The 18,194-nt window shown below is 65.3% G+C and carries 16 protein-coding genes and 2 pseudogenes; 6 read left to right on the top strand and 12 right to left on the bottom strand.

Annotated elements, in window-relative coordinates; all coding sequences use genetic code 11:
- Positions 1-129: 129 nt before the first annotated feature.
- Positions 130-1,104, bottom strand: a complete 975-nt coding sequence (locus tag BRAO375_RS32695) for a Bug family tripartite tricarboxylate transporter substrate binding protein (protein WP_009031721.1) — start codon at positions 1,102-1,104, stop codon at positions 130-132.
- 111 nt (positions 1,105-1,215) lie between these two features.
- Here BRAO375_RS32695 and BRAO375_RS32690 point away from each other — a divergent pair, with 111 nt between their 5' ends.
- Positions 1,216-1,626: a VOC family protein gene (locus tag BRAO375_RS32690; protein ID WP_009031720.1), complete on the top strand. Its 411-nt coding sequence runs from the start codon at positions 1,216-1,218 to the stop codon at positions 1,624-1,626.
- Positions 1,627-1,641: 15 nt separating this feature from the next.
- Here the strand turns inward: BRAO375_RS32690 and BRAO375_RS38785 are convergent, their stop codons facing one another.
- From BRAO375_RS38785 to BRAO375_RS32680, 4 genes and pseudogenes are all read right to left on the bottom strand, one after another.
- The gene (locus BRAO375_RS38785) at positions 1,642-1,911 is read right to left on the bottom strand and encodes a hypothetical protein (RefSeq protein ID WP_244423402.1); all 270 of its coding nucleotides are present in this window, start codon (positions 1,909-1,911) and stop codon (positions 1,642-1,644) included.
- A pseudogene (locus BRAO375_RS38930) lies at positions 1,912-2,046 on the bottom strand (DUF2330 domain-containing protein); the annotation flags it as partial.
- 97 nt (positions 2,047-2,143) lie between these two features.
- Positions 2,144-2,902, bottom strand: a pseudogene (locus tag BRAO375_RS32685) (DUF2330 domain-containing protein); the annotation flags it as partial.
- 188 nt (positions 2,903-3,090) lie between these two features.
- A complete protein-coding gene (locus tag BRAO375_RS32680; protein WP_009031717.1) occupies positions 3,091-3,792 on the bottom strand; it encodes an RnfABCDGE type electron transport complex subunit D in 702 nt (233 codons plus the stop codon).
- Positions 3,793-3,949: 157 nt separating this feature from the next.
- Between BRAO375_RS32680 and BRAO375_RS32675 the strand changes: the two genes are divergently transcribed.
- Entirely contained in the window at positions 3,950-5,524 is a 1,575-nt protein-coding gene (locus BRAO375_RS32675) for an AMP-binding protein (RefSeq protein WP_009031716.1), read from the top strand.
- 18 nt (positions 5,525-5,542) lie between these two features.
- Here BRAO375_RS32675 and BRAO375_RS32670 read toward each other — a convergent pair whose 3' ends face one another.
- The 4 genes from BRAO375_RS32670 to BRAO375_RS32655 all read right to left on the bottom strand — a co-directional run bounded on the left by BRAO375_RS32670 (position 5,543) and on the right by BRAO375_RS32655 (position 11,034).
- The gene (locus BRAO375_RS32670) at positions 5,543-6,841 is read right to left on the bottom strand and encodes a cytochrome P450 (RefSeq protein ID WP_009031715.1); all 1,299 of its coding nucleotides are present in this window, start codon (positions 6,839-6,841) and stop codon (positions 5,543-5,545) included.
- Positions 6,842-6,942: 101 nt separating this feature from the next.
- The gene (locus BRAO375_RS32665; RefSeq protein WP_009031714.1) at positions 6,943-8,052 is read right to left on the bottom strand and encodes an HD-GYP domain-containing protein; all 1,110 of its coding nucleotides are present in this window, start codon (positions 8,050-8,052) and stop codon (positions 6,943-6,945) included.
- 214 nt (positions 8,053-8,266) lie between these two features.
- On the bottom strand, positions 8,267-10,549 hold the full coding sequence (locus BRAO375_RS32660; RefSeq protein ID WP_009031713.1) for a xanthine dehydrogenase family protein molybdopterin-binding subunit: 2,283 nt from the start codon (positions 10,547-10,549) through the stop codon (positions 8,267-8,269).
- A complete protein-coding gene (locus tag BRAO375_RS32655) occupies positions 10,546-11,034 on the bottom strand; it encodes a (2Fe-2S)-binding protein (RefSeq protein WP_009031711.1) in 489 nt (162 codons plus the stop codon). The genes BRAO375_RS32660 and BRAO375_RS32655 overlap by 4 nt, the downstream gene beginning before the upstream one ends.
- Positions 11,035-11,338: 304 nt before the next feature.
- Here BRAO375_RS32655 and BRAO375_RS32650 point away from each other — a divergent pair, with 304 nt between their 5' ends.
- Complete coding sequence (locus BRAO375_RS32650) at positions 11,339-11,662, top strand: hypothetical protein (protein WP_009031710.1); 324 nt, start codon at positions 11,339-11,341, stop codon at positions 11,660-11,662.
- A gap of 43 nt (positions 11,663-11,705) precedes the next feature.
- A complete protein-coding gene (locus BRAO375_RS32645) occupies positions 11,706-12,377 on the top strand; it encodes a dienelactone hydrolase family protein (RefSeq protein ID WP_009031709.1) in 672 nt (223 codons plus the stop codon).
- 144 nt (positions 12,378-12,521) lie between these two features.
- Here BRAO375_RS32645 and BRAO375_RS32640 read toward each other — a convergent pair whose 3' ends face one another.
- The 3 genes from BRAO375_RS32640 to BRAO375_RS32630 all read right to left on the bottom strand — a co-directional run bounded on the left by BRAO375_RS32640 (position 12,522) and on the right by BRAO375_RS32630 (position 14,508).
- A complete protein-coding gene (locus BRAO375_RS32640; protein ID WP_009031708.1) occupies positions 12,522-13,232 on the bottom strand; it encodes a polysaccharide biosynthesis/export family protein in 711 nt (236 codons plus the stop codon).
- Between the two features lie 184 nt (positions 13,233-13,416).
- Complete coding sequence (msrA, locus tag BRAO375_RS32635) at positions 13,417-14,073, bottom strand: peptide-methionine (S)-S-oxide reductase MsrA (RefSeq protein WP_009031707.1); 657 nt, start codon at positions 14,071-14,073, stop codon at positions 13,417-13,419.
- Between the two features lie 117 nt (positions 14,074-14,190).
- Positions 14,191-14,508, bottom strand: coding sequence for a hypothetical protein (locus BRAO375_RS32630; protein WP_009031706.1), 318 nt, complete (start codon positions 14,506-14,508; stop codon positions 14,191-14,193).
- Positions 14,509-14,868: 360 nt separating this feature from the next.
- On the opposite strand from BRAO375_RS32630, the gene rpsT reads away from it, so the two are divergent.
- Positions 14,869-15,138, top strand: coding sequence for a 30S ribosomal protein S20 (gene rpsT / locus BRAO375_RS32625; protein WP_009031705.1), 270 nt, complete (start codon positions 14,869-14,871; stop codon positions 15,136-15,138).
- Positions 15,139-16,459: 1,321 nt separating this feature from the next.
- Positions 16,460-17,890, top strand: a complete 1,431-nt coding sequence (dnaA, locus tag BRAO375_RS32620) for a chromosomal replication initiator protein DnaA (protein WP_009031704.1) — start codon at positions 16,460-16,462, stop codon at positions 17,888-17,890.
- The last annotated feature ends 304 nt before the right edge of the window (positions 17,891-18,194 follow it).

Below are 18,194 nucleotides of genomic sequence, written 5' to 3'. Positions count from 1 at the left end.
TGGCGGAAAGGTTGCATCACGCTCGCATGGTCAAATAACGACAAACTGGCGGACTGGATCACCAAGCAAGGCGATGACGTGTCGCAGCTGCGGCAAGTCATCGCCTTGGACGCTTGCGGTCGCTCCGCCTCAATCGAGCTTCAGGCCGGCGAACTCGACCACCTTCTTCCACTTCTCGGTCTCGGCGGCGATCTGCGCGCCGAACTGCTCAGGGGTCTGGATCAGGGGATCACCGCCGAGATCGACCAGCCGCTTCTTGATGTCCGGCTCGGCGAGGATGGCGTTGACCTGCTTGTTGAGCTTCTCGATGATCTCCTTGGGCGTGTTCTTCGGCGCACCGATACCGAACAGCGCGCTCGCCTCGTAGCCGGGCACGGTTTCGGCGATCGCCTGCACGTCGGGCAATTGCGCCGAGCGCTCCTGGGTGGTGACGCCGAGGGCGCGCAGCGAGCCGGAGCGGATATGCTGGATGATCGAAGGCATGTTGTCGAAGATCACCTGAACCTGGCCGCCCAGCATGTCGGTGATCGCGGGGGCGGCACCGCGATAGGGCACGTGCTGCATCTTGGTGCCGGTCATCGCCATGAACATCTCACCCGACAGGTGCACCGAGGTGCCGTTGCCGGACGACGCCATGTTCACCTTGCCCGGGTTCTCCTTGAGATAGGCAATGAACTCGGCCACCGTCTTCGCCTTGACGTCGCTATTGACCGTCATCACGTTGGGCACGCGGTTGAACGAGGCGACCGGCGCGATGTCGCGGACGAAATTGAACTTCAGATTGGTGTAGAGGCTGGCATTGATGTAGTTGGCCGGATTGACCAGCAGCACGGTGTAGCCGTCGGCCTGCGCATTCACCACCGATTCGGTGCCGATATTGTTGCCGGCGCCCGGCTTGTTCTCGACCACGAACTGCTGGCCGAGGGTTTCCGACAGCCGCTGGCCGATCAGCCGCGCCAGGATGTCGGTCGCGCCGCCCGGCGGATAGCCCACCACGAAACGAACCGGCCGAGCGGGATAGTCCGCGGCGGAGACACTGCGAATGGCGGCGACGGACGGGACGGCAGACGCGATCAGACCAAGCGCGGTACGACGTGAAATCATGCGTTTCCTCGGGTATATCGTTGAGCGTTCGTTAATGAACTGCCGATGTCGATTGTAGCCCAATCACGCGGTTGTCGCGAGGTCGATGTCTCGATCAGGAGGAATGACTTCATGCCGGTCAAGGTCGATGCACTCGATCATCTGGTCATCAACGTCGCCGATGTGGACCGCACGACCGCCTGGTACCAGACGGTCCTGGGCATGACGCTGCAGGTCTCCGACCTCGGCCCGGGACGCGCCAGGCGCACGTCGCTGCTGTTCGGGCACCAGAAAATCAATGTGCGACCGAAGGACGCGGACAAGGTCGACTGGTTCACGGCGGATCACGTCGCGGCGGGCAGCGACGACCTCTGCTTCCTGACGAGTAGCACGCCGGACGAGGTCGTCGCACACCTTCAGGCGCTGGGCATCGCGATCGAGGAAGGCCCGGTCGACAAGCAGGGCGCCCGCGGCACCCTGCGCTCGGTGTATTGCCGCGATCCCGATGGCAGCCTGATCGAGATCTCGTCGTACCGGGACTGAGCCTTTCGCCACGCGCTATTTCGTGGTGGTCTCGCCGCTCTGCGCCATCTTCGCGACGATCTCGCTGCGCGGCCAACCGGTCAGTGCAGCGAGATCGGTCGCCTCCTTGGCGAAGCGCGCCGACAGGCTCTCCTGATAGGTCTTCACAGCATCGCACTTCGCCTCGCCGCGCCAGGGATGGTGCTGGACGTAGCGGCCCTGGAAGTTGCCGCGGTCCCTGGTCTCGGTGAAGACGATGTCCTCCGGAAAGGACTTCGCGTCATAGCGCACATGCAGCCGGGTCACGTAGACGTCGGAACCGCCGCCGCGGCGACCGGCGCCGAAGGCCGTGGCATCGTCGCTGCCGATCCAGCGCGCCCCGAGTTCGACCAGCTCCTTGTTGCTCATCGGATCGGCGGCGCAAGGATCGCACCACGCCATGTCCCAGGCAATATTCGACGAACACCGCCTGCATGTTCTCGCGCGCAACCGCGCGCTCGAACAGCGCCTTGTAGAACGGACCGAACTCATCCTTGATGTAGAGCGGCACATCGATGTCGGAGGGAATCTTGACGGTCCGATAGTTGACGGATTCGATGCGACCGCTCCTGGTCAGCGCGTAGATGATCAGGTCTTGCGGTCCCTTGGCGTTGACCGTGCCGAGCCGCAGCGGAACCATGAACTTGGCGCTCTGGTAGCGCACCTGCAGTGGCCTCAGAGTATTATTCCCGATGTCCTTCATCCGCTCGACATTGACCTTGGCGACGAAGAACCGCATGCCCTGCTTGATGTAGCTGCCGAGCACAGCTTCCGCGCCTTGTGGAATGCGATAGTGGTTGTCGGTCAGCCAGCGCGTCAGGCCATCGCTTTCCTGCGCCGACAGGATCAGCACGTCATATTCGCCGACGTCGTAGCTGGCCTCGATGGTGACGCCGTAATCCTGCTTGTATCGGAGGCGCGGATCTCCCGCCATCATTGGCGCCGCCGGCATCGCCCGCGCCGCAACGACGACCGGCGCGCAGGGGTCGGCATCGTGGTACTCGACCAGCCGCGGCGCAGTGTATTTGTCGAGATGATCGATCGTCTTGGGCTCGACGACGCCAATTTGCTTGCGCTCGATGAAGGTCGGCACGGGAACGACGACGGCGAATTCCTTGACGTCGCCCTCGAAATCGCTGGCCATCGTGATTGCGGTCTGCTGGCCGTCGCGCGACAGCACGACCTTCGAGGACTGGTTGAACAGCTTGGAATCCGCCTGCGCGACATAGAAGCCGCAGAACGCCTGGGCCGGCACCATCGCCGTCTGGGACAGGATCGCGGCAGCCGCTACCGAGGTGCGGGCGATTTGGCCGAAGCGCAGGGTCATGTCGGTACTCCTTCAGGAACAGGCGAGCGCCAGGAAAAGCGAGCGTCCGGGATCAGTCGGTCGAGCACCAATGTGAGCGGCGACAGCGCGATCAGCGCCACATAGAGCGCCGGGCGCATCTACATGACGAAGGTCAGGTAATGCGCGGTCACCGCGACGACGATCGCGAACAACAGCCGGCCGGCGCGCGAGTCCGGCGTCGTGCGCGGATCGGAGATCATGAAGAAGGTGAAGATCAACAGCGAGCCGCTCTGCAGTTGATGCAGCGGGATCACCAGGGGATCGCCGAGCCACAAGGCGCGCAGGAGCAGCAGCGCGGCATGGCTGGCGAAGAAATAGAGCGCAATATCCACGCGCCGGGACGCACTGAGCACGAGGATGGCGAAGAGGCCGGCAAGACTTGCGAACCAGACTTCCGTTCCCCACTGACCGGGAGAGATCCATACGCCACCAGACGTGAACAGCAGCACGACGATCGCAAGGCCGGCGGGATTGAAGACGTGCTCGCCGTGGATGCGCAGCACGAATTTCGATCCGATCGCGATGACGGAGGCCGCCGCATGCAGCCACAGCGCATCCGCCCGTAACAGCAGGCTGAGCGACAGCCCCGTGATCAGCGGCGACCTGAAATCGAGCGGCGCCCCGGTGAGGCGGCACCCGATGACCTGCGTGACCAGGGCCGTCGTGACCGCGATCACGCTTGCAGCAGGGCGCGCGCCGAAATCGATCAGTGCGAAATTGATCGCCAGCAGCGTGGCCAATGCCGCGATCTGGAAATAGCGGGCATCGGGCAGCCGCCATGGTGGTGCCAGGGCCTGCATCGAACCTCCGGGCGTGTTTTGCCGCGCCATTGGTCGCGCGCCGGAAGCAGCGGGTTCAATCCTGATTTGCTCGCGGCGACGGCGGATGGCAAAAGGTGGAGCAACATCCGACGAAGCGGCCGGGACGGGCCGCAGACAAGAACAAACGGGAGTGAACATGAACGGACTGACGATCGCGCCCGGCACGGTGACGCCGTTCGACGGCATGGACGTGCCTTGGCTGTTGAAGCTGCGCAGCGAGACACGACGCGATCATCCGTTCCTGATCTGGGCGCCGTTCGACGCCCCCGCGCGGCGGTGGAGCTATGGCGAGTTTCACGAGCGCGTCGGCGCGCTCGCGGCCGGTCTCGTCAAGCGTGGCATCAAGCCGGGCGACGCGGTGCTGATCCATCTCGACAATTGTATCGAGGCGATGCTCGCCTGGTTCGCCTGCGTGGAGCTCGGCGCGCTCGCGGTCACCACCAACACGCGCTCGGCGGCCGCCGAGATGAGCTATTTCGCCGATCACTGCCGCGCGGTGGCTGCGATCACCCAGCCTGCCTATGCCGAGATGATCTCGACGCATTGCCGCAATATCCGCTGGCTTGCCGTGATCTCGCATGATCCGGGGCAGCCGAACACCACGGCGGTTGGCGTGGGCGATCGGTTCGAGACGCTGTTTGCCGACAGCGCCGATCGGCCGCGGCGCGCCACCGATCCGCTCGCGCCATGCAGCGTGCAATACACGTCGGGAACGACGTCGCGGCCGAAGGCCGTGCTGTGGACCCACGCCAACGCGCTATGGGGTGCCAAGGTCAATGCCGTGCACGAGGACCTGCACCAGGGCGACGTGCACCAGACCTATCTGCCGCTGTTCCACACCAACGCGCTGGCCTATTCGATGCTGGCCTCGTTGTGGGTCGGCGCCACCTGCGTGATCCAGCCGCGCTTCTCGGCGAGCCGCTTCTGGAGCGTCGCGCTGGAGCATGGCTGCACCTGGACCTCGACCATCCCGTTCTGCATCAAGGCGCTGCTCGACCAGGACGTGCCGAAGGACCATCGATTCCGGCTGTGGGGCACCGCGGCGTCGGAGCCGCCGGCCTTCGCCAAGTTCGGCATCAAGATCATCGGCTGGTGGGGCATGACGGAGACGATCACCCACGGCATCGTCGGCGACGTCGACCAGCCGAACACGCCGATGTCGATCGGCCGCGCTGCGCCGGAATACACCATCCGCATCACCGATGATGATGGCCGGCCGACCGCCGTCGGCGACACCGGGACTCTCGCCATCAAGGGAGTCCCGGGTCTCTCGCTGTTCTCGGAATATCTCTACAACGAGGAGGCGACACGGACGAGCTTCGACGCCGACGGCTTCTTCCTCACCGGCGACCGCGTCACGCGGCTTGCAAACGGCTTCATCAAGTTCGGCGACCGCACCAAGGACATGCTGAAGGTCGGCGGCGAGAACGTCGCGGCGTCCGAGATCGAGCAGGTGATCATCACCGTCCCCGGCGTGCGCGAAACCGCCGTCGTCGCCAAGAAACATCCGATGCTCGACGAGGTTCCGGTGGCGTTCGTCATTCCGCAGGCCGGCGTGGCGCGCGAGGAATTGCCTGAGAAGGTGCTGGCCGCCTGCCGCGCCGGCCTCGCCGACTTCAAGGTGCCGCGCGAGGTGAAGCTGGTCGACGAGATGCCGCGCTCGACGCTCGAGAAGGTCGCCAAGGCCGAGCTGCGCAAGCTGCTTGATTGAGGCTGCGGGCGGCGGCGCTCAGCGCATCGTCACGCGCACCGGCAGCGTCGTCGGCCCGTTCACGAACGTCGCCTGCGTCATTTTCACCGGGCCGTCGAGCGACAGCGACGCCAGGCGCGGCAGCAGCTCCTCGAACAGGATGCGCATCTCGAGCTTGGCGAGGTGCTGGCCGAGACACAGATGCGCGCCGTAGCCGAACGCGACATGGCGGTTCGGCTTGCGGTCGCTGCGGAACGTATCGGGGTCGTCGAACACGGCCTCGTCGCGATTGCCCGAGGCGTAACACAGCATCAGCCAGTCGCCCTTCGCGATCCGGCGGCCGCCGAGCTCGGTGTCAGCGGTGGCGCTGCGCATGAAGTGCTTGACCGGCGTCATCCAGCGAATGGCCTCGTCGACGAGTCCCGGTATCAGCTCGGGATCGGCCTTCACGCGCGCGAACTGCGCGGGATCTTGCGCGAGCGCCCAGATTGCACCGGCTGTCGACGACGACGTTGTGTCGTGACCTGCGGTGGCGACGATCATGTAGTAGCTGGTGCGATCGTGCAGCGGCATCTCATCGCCATTGATCCGTGCATTCGCAATGACGGTCGCGAGGTCGTCGCGCGGATGGGCCCGGCGGTCCGCCGTGATGCGCTCGAAGTAGGCGGCGAAATCGGCGACCACCGCCTGCAGCATCGCCGCGAACACCTCCGCCGACAGCGCCTCGCGCACCCGCGCCGTGTCGGGATCCTGCGGACCGAACAGCTCCTGCGTCAGCTTGAGCATGCGCGGCTCGTCTTTCTCGGGCACGCCGAGGATCTCCATGATCACGTGCAAGGGATAGCCGAGCGCGACGTCTGCGACGAAATCGCAGGCGCCGCCATTGGCCGCAGCTTTCGCCGCCATGCGGTCGACGGTCGCCCGCGCGATCTCGCGGATCCGCGGCTCGAACTTGGCGATGTTGGCGGGCATGAACCAGCCCTGCGTCAGCGCGCGATACTTCGGATGATCCGGCGCATCCATCTGCACTAGCGAGCGCACCAGGTTCGGCTGGCCGGTGATCCTGTGGACGCGCTCCAGCACCGCTCTGTTGGTCAGGGTCGTGGCGCGGTCGGCGTTGTGGAACAGGTCGTTCTGCCGGCTGATGTTGAGAATGTCGGCGTGCCGGGTCACCACCCAGAACGGATCGAAGGTCTCGAGTTCGGCCCGCCCGAGCGGATTGTTGGCGCGCAGCCAGCGATAGGCGTCATGGATGCGGTGGTCGGCGTAGCAGGCCGGATCGACCAGCGTGGCCGCGATATGTCCCGGAATGACCTCGTCAGCCAGCCCCGCGCTCATGCCGATCCCCCCGCCTGCTCCGTCGAGTGCGGGTAGGATAGTGCGCCCGCGCGGGCAGGCACTTGCGTCCAGCAGCTAGCCGCCGTCTCAGCGCGTGCGTCTCAATGCGCGCCCATCGCGACCGGGCGGAACGCCTGCAGCAGCTGCTGGTCGAGCTTCGAGCCCATGTTCTCCATGATCTGGAACGCACGCGCATGGGTGAAGGCCGGCCGGTAGGCGCGGTTCTCGATCAACGCGGCATAGATGTCGACGATCGTGGTCAGGCGCACGATGTCGCTGATCTGCTCGCTGTGCAGCGCGTCCGGATAGCCGGAGCCGTCGAGAAATTCGTGGTGATGCAGGATCACGTCGAGCATCTCGGGCGGGAAGCCGCCCTGCCGCGACAGCGCCTCGTAGCCGCGGCGCGGATGCTGGCGCAGCAGCGCGATCTCCTCGGCGGTCAGCTTGCCCTGCTTGTCCAGAACCGCGACCGGGATGAAGGCCTTGCCGACGTCGTGCAGCAGCGACGCGCGGACCAGCCGGCGCTGGTCGTCCTCGCGCATGCCGAGATGGATCGAGAACCCGACCGCAAGGCCGGTCACGAACAGGCAGTGCCGATAGGTGTCGTTGTGGTGGCAGCCGACCACGGTCATCCACTCGCGCAAGGACGAATGCTTGATCGCCTTGAGGATCTTGTTCTCGGCCGCGACGATGTCCTCCATCGTCAGCGGGATGCCCTCCGGCAGCTTCTCGAAGATCTTGGCCATCACGGCCTGCGCGGCCTCGATGCCCCGGTTGAGCAGCTTGCCGCGATCGGTCTCGTCATAGCCGTCGTCGGCCGGCAGCGCCGAACGGACCCGCTGCAGCACGTCGGCGGCGCTGAACGGGCGCGCGATGGTGTCGGTCGCGCCCAGCGCCCAGGCCTGCATTGTGGCGTGGTGCAGCGCCTCGGCCAGCACGAACAGCCGCGGCACGTCGCTGTAGGCGCGCGACGACAGCTTCTTGCGCACCCGCTGCACGCTTTCGGGCGAGCGCAGGTTGATGTCGACGATGACGCCGGAGAAGCGGTTGCCGGGGTTCTCGGGAATCTCGGTGGTCGGCATCAGGTCGACGTCGCCGACGGAGCGCAGGATGCGCGCCAGCTCGCTGCTCTGGTCGCCGCGATCGGACGCGAGCAGGAGATGACGCCTGGTCGCGGTCTGGGTCACGGTCTGCTTGGCTGTCGCGCTCATACGTGCTCGCCCCTGCGGTTTGCTGCCCTGGCAAGTTACTCAGATACGGGTTCGACGCGGATTAATCGGAACGTTCAAGCTGTCTGCGTTCGGGTGAGCGAAGGGTTAAGATGATCGTTCAAATTGTGTGACGCTGGGAGCCTGCCCGGACCAAATGAAAACCGCCGGAGAGGATCTCTCCGGCGGTCCAGTCTTTGTTGGAGGCAGGTTGGCGTCAGGCCTTCATCGCCGCCTTCACCGCCTGCGCGGTGATCGGCAGCGAACGCAGCCGCGCGCCGCAGGCATTGTAGATGGCGTTGCCGAGCGCCGGCGCGACCACCGTCACCGCGGGCTCGCCGACGCCGGTCGCCTTCTCGCCATTGGCGATCACGGCGATCGCGACCTCCGGCACCTGGCTCATCCGCAGCGGCGTGTAGCTGTCGAAGTTGGTCTGCTCGATGCCGCCATCCTTCATCGTCGCCTTCTCGTACATCGCCAGCGACAGTCCCCACAGCGCCGCGCCCTCGACCTGGGCGCGGATGTTGTCGGGATGCACCTGGGTGCCGACGTCGGTCGCCACGGTGAGCTTCTTCACCGTGACCGCGCCGCTATCGGCCACCGCGACATGGGCGACGCACGCCGTCCAGCTCGCGGTCGCCCGCTCCTGCGACGACACGCAGGCGACGCCCATGCCCTCGCCCTTCGGCAGCTTCTTCGCGCCGTAGCCGGACAGGCCCATCGCCGCGAGCAGCGTGTTGCGCAGCCGCTGCGCGCCGCCATCGTTCTTGCCCTTGCCGTCGAGCAGCGCGATGCGGAACTGCGCCGGGTCCTGGCCGGCCGCCGCCGCGATCTCGTCGATCATGCTCTCGACCGCCCAGAACGTCCAACCCGGCGCCACCGAGCGGAGCTGCCCGGACGGCGTCGCATTATGCGCGAGCTCGTTCTTGATCGCGCGCACATGGTGGTTGGGCACGGTGTAGAAGAAGTCGGCACCGTTGACCGTGAACGAGTCGAGCGGCCCCTTCTTGTCGACCGAGGGCGACAGGAAGTCAGGGATGCCCCAGCGCGCCGTCGGCCAGGCCGAGACGACATCATGGCTGAGCGCGATCAGCTTGCCGCTGGCATCGAGCCCCGCCTTGACCTTCTGGTAGGTGAGCGGCCGCGAGTAGTCCATCGTCATGTCGTTCTCGCGGGAGTAGATCACCTTGACTGGCTTGCCGACGGCCTTCGCCGCCTGCACCGCCGGCACCATCATGTCGGCATCGAGCCTGCGGCCGAAGCCGCCGCCGAGCCAGGCCTGGTGCATCACGACATACTTGGGATCGATCCCGGCCGCACCGGCCGCAATTGCGCCGGAGCGGGTCGCGAACTGATTGCCCGAATAGATGTGCAGGATGTCGCCCTTGAACTCGGCCGTCGCGTTCATCGGCTCCATCGGCGCGTGGATGTTGATGCTGGTGGTGTACTCCGCCTCCAGCACCTTGACCGCGCCAGCCAGCGCCGCATTGGCATCGCCGTCCTTGACGAAGAACTGCCCGGAATCGTCCTGCGCCTGCAGCCGCATCGCCTCGGTGATGATGGTGTCGGTGCTGACATTGGCGTAGGGGCCCTTGTCGTAGCTGATCTTCAGCGCATCCGCCGCCTTCTTGGCGTTGGCGAAGGTCGAGGCCACCGCGACCACCCATCCCGAGGTCGAGCCGGTCTTGTCGTCGAGCACGACCGCCTTGATGAATCCGGGGACCTTCTTGGCCTCCGAGTCATCCACCGACTTGACGGTGGCGCCGAAGCGCACCGGCGGCGTGACCACCTTGCCGTAGACCATCCCCGGCAGCATCGTATCGATGCCGTATTTCGCCGTGCCGTTGGTCTTCGATGGGATGTCGATCTGCGGCACCGACACGCCGATCATCGTGTACTGATCGGGGGTCTTCAGCGTAATCGCCTTCAGCTCGTCAGGCGTGAAGCTCTTGGTGATCTTGCCGCTCTTGACGATCTCGGCATAGCTCATCTGCTTCTTGGACTTCGGATGCATCACGACGCCGTCGCGCACCACGAGCTCCTTGGCCGGCACGCCCATCGCGGTCGCGGCAGCCTCCGTCAACGCAATACGCCCGGCGGCGCCGGCCCGGCTCATGGCGTCGAAGTTCATCATCGTGCTCCAGCTGCCGCCGGTGATCTGGGCGCCGAGCACGGGGTCGTTGAACTTCGGATCGTTGGAGGCGAGCTGGACGCGCATGTCCTTCCAGGCCGCGCCGAGCTCCTCGCAGACGATCTGCGCCATCGTGGAGGCGATGTGCTGGCCCATGTCGGCCTTGCCGCAGGTCACGGTGACCAGGCCATCCGGGGCGATCGAGTACCACACGCTGGGCTCGAAGGCTGAGGGCGTCGTCGCGGCGAGCGCGGAATCGGCGAGGCCGGCATAGCCGAGCACAAGGCCGGTCGCGGCGGTGCCGACCAGGAAGGAGCGGCGGCTGAGATCGGTGGCCATGGTGGGCGCTGCTTTCACGTGCTGGTTCATGTCGCCCTCCGGTCGCTGGGGTTCGAGGCGGTGCGCATCTCGGATGCCGCGCGCTGGATCGCCTTCTGGATCCGCGAATAGGTCATGCAGCGGCAGAGATTGCCGTCCATATGCGCGACGATCTCCTCCTTGGTCGGGCTCGTCGTCTTGGCGAGCAGCGAAGCCGCCTGCATGATCTGGCCGGACTGGCAGTAGCCGCATTGCGGCACTTGCTCGGCGATCCACGCCTTCTGCAGCGGATGATCGCCCTTCTGCGACAGGCCTTCGATGGTGGTGATCTTCTTGTCCTTGACGTCGCCGACCATGGTCTGGCACGAGCGCACCGCCTCGCCGTTGACGTGCACGGTGCAGGCGCCGCACAGCCCGGCGCCGCAGCCGAACTTGGTGCCGGTCATCTGCAACTGCTCGCGGATGACCCATAGCAGCGGCGTGTCGTTCGCCGCGTCGACGGACATGGTCCGCCCGTTGATGGTGAGATTGGGCATCTGGTTTCTTCCCCGCCCGGTGTTACGACTTCGCTTACGGCGAAGTTCGGTTTGTTCGAATGCTGACATCCACCGGTTCGATGCCAGCCGATGCAAAGAATGATCGTGTTGGCGCGGGGACGCAACGGGATTTGGAACGACCACGTGCGAAATGAAGCGGCATTTTGCGTTGTGCGGCGCAGAAGCCCTGGGATGAGGGCGCTGCACGGGCTAAGAGACATACAAGCTGTCGCCCGCCAGCGAAGGAGTTCAGCTGATGACAATACCTGCGTACGGAAGCGCTCTCGCCGCGGCTATTCCGTCCATGCTGCTTGCTGGCCCGCTGATTGCAGGCGATATCGGAGCCCACCAGGCCGCGCCGTTCGTCGCTGGCCATGCTCCTTTCACAGCGACGTTATCCAACGTGTCGCCGCTTGCCTTCGGCATGGATGTCGAGGAGACATCGCGCGTGCTGGCGCAGCCGCTGGTCTATCTCAATGGCTCGCCCGGCAACGAGACCTTTCTCGCCTTGCGCAATCTCGGCGGCAGCGGACTGGTCCCGCACCATCACCGCCTGTTCCTCAAGTTCCGCAAGGGACGGCTGACCGGCTGGAAAGAGGACTACGGCACCAATTGGATGTGGCGATAGCCGCCCGCGATCTCGCAGGGATCGGCAAGTTTAAGGAGTGAACGTGGGACAGGACATCAAGCTCACCGCATCGGACGGCTTTCAGCTCGGCGCCTATCGCGCCGATCCGACGGCGACGCCCAAGGGCGCCCTGGTGGTGATCCAGGAGATCTTCGGCGTCAACCATCACATCCGCAACGTCTGCGACCGTCTCGCCGCCGAAGGCTACGTCGCGATCGCGCCCGCGATCTTCGATCGCGTCGAGCCCGACTTCACCTCGGGCTACTCGCCGGATGAAATCGCCGTCGCGCGGAAATTCGTCGCCAATCCCGATTGGCCGGCCATGCTGCGCGACACCCAGGCCGCGATCGATGCGGTGAAGGATGTGGGAGCGGTCGGCATCATCGGCTTCTGTCTCGGCGGCAGCATCGCCTACGCGGCCGCGACCAAGCTCACCGGGCTGAAGGCCGCCGTCGGCTATTACGGCGGTGCCATCGTCCGCTTTGCGGAGGACAAGCCGACCGTGCCGACACAGTTGCATTTCGGCGAGAAGGACACCGGCATTCCGCTGGCCGATGTGGAGACGATCAGGGCCAAGCGGCCCGACGTCGAGATCTTCGTCTATCCCGGCGCCCAGCACGGCTTCGGCTGCGACGAGCGCGCCAGCTACGACAAGCCGAGCTCCGATCTGGCCTGGACGCGCAGCCTCGCGTTCTTCGCGCAGCATCTGCGCTGAACAACACCACCGTCATTGCGAGGAGCGAAGCGACGAAGCAATCCAGGACCGCGCGCGCAGCCCTGGATTGCTTCGCTTCGCTCGCAATGACGGCGGATGTAGCATCGCGCTATCGCGTGGCGATCGGTCTCAACAGCCGGACGATCAGAACCAGCGCTCGCCGACCTGGATCGTATCACCCGGCTTCAGCGACGTCCCGAGCGGGACCTCGTAGCGCGCTGCGCCCGCAGCGTCCGTGTGCGTCAAGGTCACGATGTCGCGCCGGGCCCGCGGCGAGAAGCCGCCGGCGATGGCGATGGCGCTCTCGACCGTCATGTTGGGCACGTAAGGATATTGGCCGGGCGCCTGCACCTCGCCGAGGATGAAGAACGGGCGATAGGCCTCGATCTCGACCGCCACTGACGGCTCGCGGATGTAGCCGTTGCGCAGCTTGGCGGTGATCTCGGCGGCAAGGCCGGCGGTGGTGCGGCCACGCGCCGGCACGCTGCCGATCAGCGGCATCGTGATCGAGCCGGACGCATCGATCGCATAGGTGTTGGTCAGACCCTCCTGGCCGTAGACGACGACGCGCAGCTTGTCGCCGGCATCGAGATGGTACGCGGAGTCATGGCGCGCCGGCGCATAGCCGACGGGCATGACAGCGGCGCCACGCGGGGCGGCGGCGAACGAGTTGCGCAACGCGGGAATCGCTCCGCCCTGCCCGGTGGCGGCAACCGGGCCGGTCGAAGGAGTCCCATAGGCCATGGCATCGAGATCGCTCTGCGGCTGGCCGACGGCGACGGGGGACGCCGTGATGCAGCCCGACAGCAGGACCGTGGAAAGGATGGCAATGACCGGAAGGAAATACGCGCGCACTCGAACAATCCCTGAATGAGGATGTGCCCTAGTCATGCGCGGTTAAGGTTAACAAACCGTTGGCGCGTGTAGTTGGCAAGGCGCGCAAGCGTGCACCGATGCGGAGCCTGCCAAAGAAAAGACCCTCTCCCGCGGCGTGGGAGAGGGCTCTGATGTTCAAGCCAAAGCAACCAATGTAGCGGACCTACGCGTTCACGCCGACGCCGATCGGGCAGGCGACACCGGTGCCGCCGAGGCCGCAATAGCCGGCCGGATTCTTGGCCAGATACTGCTGGTGATAATCCTCGGCGAAGTAGAACGGCCCCGCCGGGGCGATCTCGGTGGTGATGACGCCGAGGCCCTTGGCGCGCAACGCCTGCTCATAGGCCTGCTTCGAGGCCTCGGCCGTCTCGCGCTGGGCCTCGCTGAAGGTGTAGACCGCCGAGCGATATTGCGTGCCGACATCGTTGCCCTGGCGCATGCCCTGGGTCGGGTCGTGACTCTCCCAGAACGTCTTCAAGAGACGCTCATAGGAGATGAGCTTGGGATCGAACACCACCAGCACGACCTCGGTGTGCGCGGTCAGACCCGAGCACACCTCCTCATAGGTCGGGTTCGGCGTATGGCCGCCGGCATAGCCGACCGCCGTGACGTGGACGCCATCCCCGAGCTGCCAGAACTTGCGTTCCGCGCCCCAGAAGCAGCCGAGCCCGAACACGGCCTGCTCGAGGCCGGCGGGATAGGGCGGCAGCAGCGCGCGGCCGTTGACGAAATGCTTCGTGGCCGTGGGGATCGGCTGGGCACGGCCGGGCAGCGCCTCGGCGGCGCTCGGCATGGCGGTGGGCTTGCGCATGAAGAACATCGGCTGTCTCCGGGCATGGCATTCGCCCGCCGGAACGGTCCGGCGGCGCGATGACCTCTAATCTGGAATTATATAGGTCTCTACGCCCGGAACCGCAGCGCTGTTACGCCGCGCACATCAGTCGCGGCCGTAGCCGATCAGCGGCCGGCGCGGACGGAACAGCAGCATCAGCAGGATCCCGACCAGACCCAGGACGGCGAACACCGGCTGATCCAGGAAGGCCTTGACGATCCACTCCCAGAGGAACGGAGCCTTGGCCTCGACCCAGGCCTTGAAGGCGGCCTGACTCGACTGGTGGACGTCGTTCCAGAGCTGGCCGAACCGGGTGAACTGCAGGGCCTGGTCGGCCACCCAGCGCGCCCCGTCATACACCAGGAAGATGAAGCTTCCGGCCAGCAGCAACAGTCCCACCAGGCGGAAAAAACCGCGGATCATGCCTCACCTGCCCTCTTTGCTCGCCCGGACGGGCAGCAAGGCCATAGCGGGGGCTCCTTGGAAATTCAACCTCGTCAGGGGCTTAGAACCTCGCTTCGCGGCCTCTGGCGGCTCCCTGCGGCTTCCGAGACCGTTGACGCTCGCGCCCCCTGCCCCTATAAGGTCGCCAAAGGCGGTGGGCGCGATCCCGCCGCCGCTGTTCTTTGAGCAGCGCCGATCCGCCGAGCACACCCGCTCCGGTCATGGCATTCTCAGAGAGGCGTCCGAACAACCCACCGCGTCGATGGGGCCGCGTCAAGCGGGCCGCGCGCGTACCCGCAGATTGCGGCGACTGCTCGCCGTCGAAGGATATTTGAGAGCATGGCCAACACGACCTCCGCGAAGAAGGCGACGCGCAAGATTGCCCGCCGCACCATCATCAACAAGTCGCGCCGCACCCAGATGCGCGGTGCCGTCCGTTCCGTCGAGGACGCGATCAAGAAGGGCGACCGCGAGGCCGCGCTGAAGGCGATGGCCAATGCCGAGCCGCAGCTGATGCGCGCCGCGCAGCGCAACATCATTCACAAGAACAACGCCAGCCGCAAAGTGTCGCGCCTCGTCCATCAGATCGCCAAGCTCGCCGCGAAGTAACGCGACCGATCGACTGACGAACTACCAAGATGCAAACAGCCCGGCTCACGCCGGGCTTTTCTTTTTGCGCTGGTCTTGTTGCGCTGTCGTCGCATTGACGCGACTCTCTTGCACCTTGCTGCTGCTCTCTCCGCTTCTATCTCACGGTGACATCACAGTACCGCACGATCTTCGCGCGTGTCGGAACACATCCGGTGTCGCGCCCGCCTGACACGCTCCGTACTCCTACGTGACGTTCCGTAATTTTACGCGGTGACAATTTTGTCTCACCGGAAACAGCAGCGAATCTGCGCGCGACAGCATGCGCATCGCTGTCAAGAGCGCACGATCCTCGGTTCACTTCGCGCACGCGATGCGACGGGAGTTACCCGCGTGAAGTAATCGCGAAAAACATCGGCTCGAAAATGACTTAAGCGCATAGCGCGACCAAGTGTTTGGAAAAGCGGCCAGGCTTGGTCGGAACGTAAAAAAATTATGAAGAAATTTTGGGCAGACCATGTTGTTTGTCACATCCGAGATTCCTCGCGATGATTCAAAACCTTGCTTTCTTAACGCCGAGCACCGCGCGGCAAGCGCTGCAAAGACTCGTCAGGCGTGCACCTATCAAATGGATTGCGAGTCCCGGCGCATCGTGTATTTCTTAAATCCACTCGCGGCGCCCACGATCTTGAGACCAGCGCGGTTTTAGAAACGGGGCGGACGTGCAAATCGGCGGCGGTGTGCGCGTTGGCGACGCTTTCAAAAGCGATGGCCGGAATGGTACCCCATAGCAATATGGGGAACGGAAGAACTTTGTCGAAATTTCTCGGGCACAACATCATCGTTGCGCCGTTTTGAACAAGAGAAATACGACGACGCTCGGACCGGCTGAAGCTTACGACGGCGGCGCTCAGTGAGTGGACAATGGACGGGATGTACGGCGTTGCGGCTGAATCTTGGGGTTCGGACGCAGGTGCCTATGGGACATGTGCGAGATGACAACTTGCCGTGAGCAATCGCGGTGAGGCGGGGAGGTTGCATGCTTTACGGACACATCGCTGCTAGACATCAAGAGCTGGTTCCGGATCACGCCACCTTAGCGGTCAACACCGTCAGCGCCGCCATCGGTCCTCCCCTCCTCGCGCATCAGAGTATGCGCTGACCTCGCAGAGAACACCCTCGACCAGCATCGATCTGCCCAACGGCGTGCGCGCCGGATGGCGAAGCTTTGCCTGGAGTTGAGCCTCCGCTCGAGGTCTCGCCCGGCAGATCCGTCCTTCGACGGGACATCTGCACGGCGATCACACGACACCACCACTCAATTCGAAAAGTTGCGACTGCCATGACAAATTCGGAACAGGAACGCTGGTCTCGCGTGAAGGGTCGCCTGCGCTCGACCGTCGGCGAGGACGTCTATACGAGCTGGTTTGCCCGCATGGACCTCGAAGCCGTTCAGGACGAAAGCGTCCATCTGTCGGTGCCGACGCGCTTTCTGAAGAGCTGGATCCAGGCGCATTACGCCGAGCGCGTGCTGTCGGCGTGGCAGGCTGAGATGCCAGAGGTTCATCGCATTGACCTGTCGGTTCGCACCGCGATGCGTTGCGCGGCCCCCGCCAAGGAAGCGCCTGCGCCGGTCGAGGCGCGGCGCCCCGAGCGCAGCGACGCCAAGCCGGCCGCCGACACCCGCGCCCCGCTCATGACGCCGGTCGCAGCCAGCCACGACGCCCTCGGCGGCTCGCCGCTCGATCCGCGCCTGACCTTTGCCAGCTTCGTCGTCGGTCGTGCCAACACGTTGGCGCATGCCGCCGCGCGTCAGGTGGCCGATGGCCGCCGCGGCGACCCTGTCATGTTCAATCCGCTCTACATTCATGCCGGCGTCGGCCTCGGCAAGACGCATCTGCTGCAGGCCGTCACCTGGGCTGGCAATGCCGGCGGCGAGCGCAAGGTGCTGTATCTCACCGCCGAGAAGTTCATGTACGGCTTCGTTGCGGCGCTGAAATCGCAGACCGCGCTGGCCTTCAAGGAAGCGCTGCGGGGCATCGACGTGCTCGTCATCGACGACCTGCAGTTCCTGCAGGGCAAGTCGACGCAGGCGGAGTTCTGCCACACGCTGAACGCGCTGATCGACGCCGGCCGCCAGGTGGTGATCGCCGCCGACCGGCCGCCGTCGGATCTCGAGAGCCTCGATGACCGCGTCCGCTCGCGGCTCGCCGGCGGCCTCGTCGTCGAGATGGCGACGCTCGGCGAGGATCTGCGCCTCGGCATTCTCAAGTCGCGCGTTGCCGCAGCCCGCGCGCATCATGCGAGCTTCGACGTGCCGGAGCCGGTGCTCGACTATCTCGCCCGCTCCATCACCCATAACGGCCGCGACCTCGAAGGCGCCATCAACCGCCTGCTGGCGCACTCCAAGCTGAACAACCAGCCGGTCACGCTCGACATGGCCGAGCGCGAGGTCCGCGACCTCGTCCGGCCGCAGGAGCCGAAGCGGATCAAGATTGAGGACATCCAGCGCGTCGTCGCACGGCAGTACAATGTCAGCCGCTCCGACCTTTTGTCGTCGCGCCGCACCGCCAACGTCGTCCGCCCCCGCCAGGTGGCGATGTACCTGGCCAAGACGCTGACCCTGCGCTCCCTCCCCGAGATCGGCCGCCGCTTCGGCGGACGCGACCACACCACCGTGCTGCACGCCGTGCGCAAGATCGAGGCGCTGGTCGGCAAGGACGTCGCGCTGAACGACGAGGTCGAGTCGCTCAAGCGCCAGCTGCAGGACTAGCTCACGGCACGGCCAGCCCGATCGGCCAGGGGCGCGGACAGAAGGTCCGGCCCCAGCCGCGGCCATCCACCTTTAGACGGACAGTCGAAGCGGGGCCGCCGGATCGCGGAAACGCCTGCCGAAACATGGGAAATCCGGCCCGCGCTCCCTTGCGCTTGGGCCCTATCCGCGCCACTTTACGCCTCCCCTTCACGCTCCTGGACGCTGAGAAAAGCGCCGTTCGGGCGCGAGGTGCCATCGGCCGCGGCGCTGTTCCAGCCCGCCGGCATTCCAGGACAAGCTCAGTTGGGAACGGGCGGGTAGT

It is taken from the genome of Bradyrhizobium sp. ORS 375, from assembly GCF_000239775.1.
Classification (GTDB): Bacteria; Pseudomonadota; Alphaproteobacteria; order Rhizobiales; family Xanthobacteraceae; genus Bradyrhizobium.
Note: the sequence above shows the minus strand (reverse complement) of the source record. Positions and strands in the feature narration are given on the sequence as shown.

Bases quoted from the DNA above. Each gene is read 5' to 3' on its own strand.
- BRAO375_RS32695 (WP_009031721.1), bottom strand. From the start codon at position 1,104: ATGATTTCACGTCGTACCGCGCTTGGTCTGATCGCGTCTGCCGTCCCG.
- BRAO375_RS32690 (WP_009031720.1), top strand. From the start codon at position 1,216: ATGCCGGTCAAGGTCGATGCACTCGATCATCTGGTCATCAACGTCGCC.
- BRAO375_RS32680 (WP_009031717.1), bottom strand. From the start codon at position 3,792: ATGCAGGCCCTGGCACCACCATGGCGGCTGCCCGATGCCCGCTATTTC.
- BRAO375_RS32675 (WP_009031716.1), top strand. From the start codon at position 3,950: ATGAACGGACTGACGATCGCGCCCGGCACGGTGACGCCGTTCGACGGC.
- BRAO375_RS32670 (WP_009031715.1), bottom strand. From the start codon at position 6,841: ATGAGCGCGGGGCTGGCTGACGAGGTCATTCCGGGACATATCGCGGCC.
- BRAO375_RS32665 (WP_009031714.1), bottom strand. From the start codon at position 8,052: ATGAGCGCGACAGCCAAGCAGACCGTGACCCAGACCGCGACCAGGCGT.
- BRAO375_RS32660 (WP_009031713.1), bottom strand. From the start codon at position 10,549: ATGAACCAGCACGTGAAAGCAGCGCCCACCATGGCCACCGATCTCAGC.
- BRAO375_RS32655 (WP_009031711.1), bottom strand. From the start codon at position 11,034: ATGCCCAATCTCACCATCAACGGGCGGACCATGTCCGTCGACGCGGCG.
- BRAO375_RS32650 (WP_009031710.1), top strand. From the start codon at position 11,339: ATGCTGCTTGCTGGCCCGCTGATTGCAGGCGATATCGGAGCCCACCAG.
- msrA (WP_009031707.1), bottom strand. From the start codon at position 14,073: ATGTTCTTCATGCGCAAGCCCACCGCCATGCCGAGCGCCGCCGAGGCG.
- BRAO375_RS32630 (WP_009031706.1), bottom strand. From the start codon at position 14,508: ATGATCCGCGGTTTTTTCCGCCTGGTGGGACTGTTGCTGCTGGCCGGA.
- rpsT (WP_009031705.1), top strand. From the start codon at position 14,869: ATGGCCAACACGACCTCCGCGAAGAAGGCGACGCGCAAGATTGCCCGC.
- dnaA (WP_009031704.1), top strand. From the start codon at position 16,460: ATGACAAATTCGGAACAGGAACGCTGGTCTCGCGTGAAGGGTCGCCTG.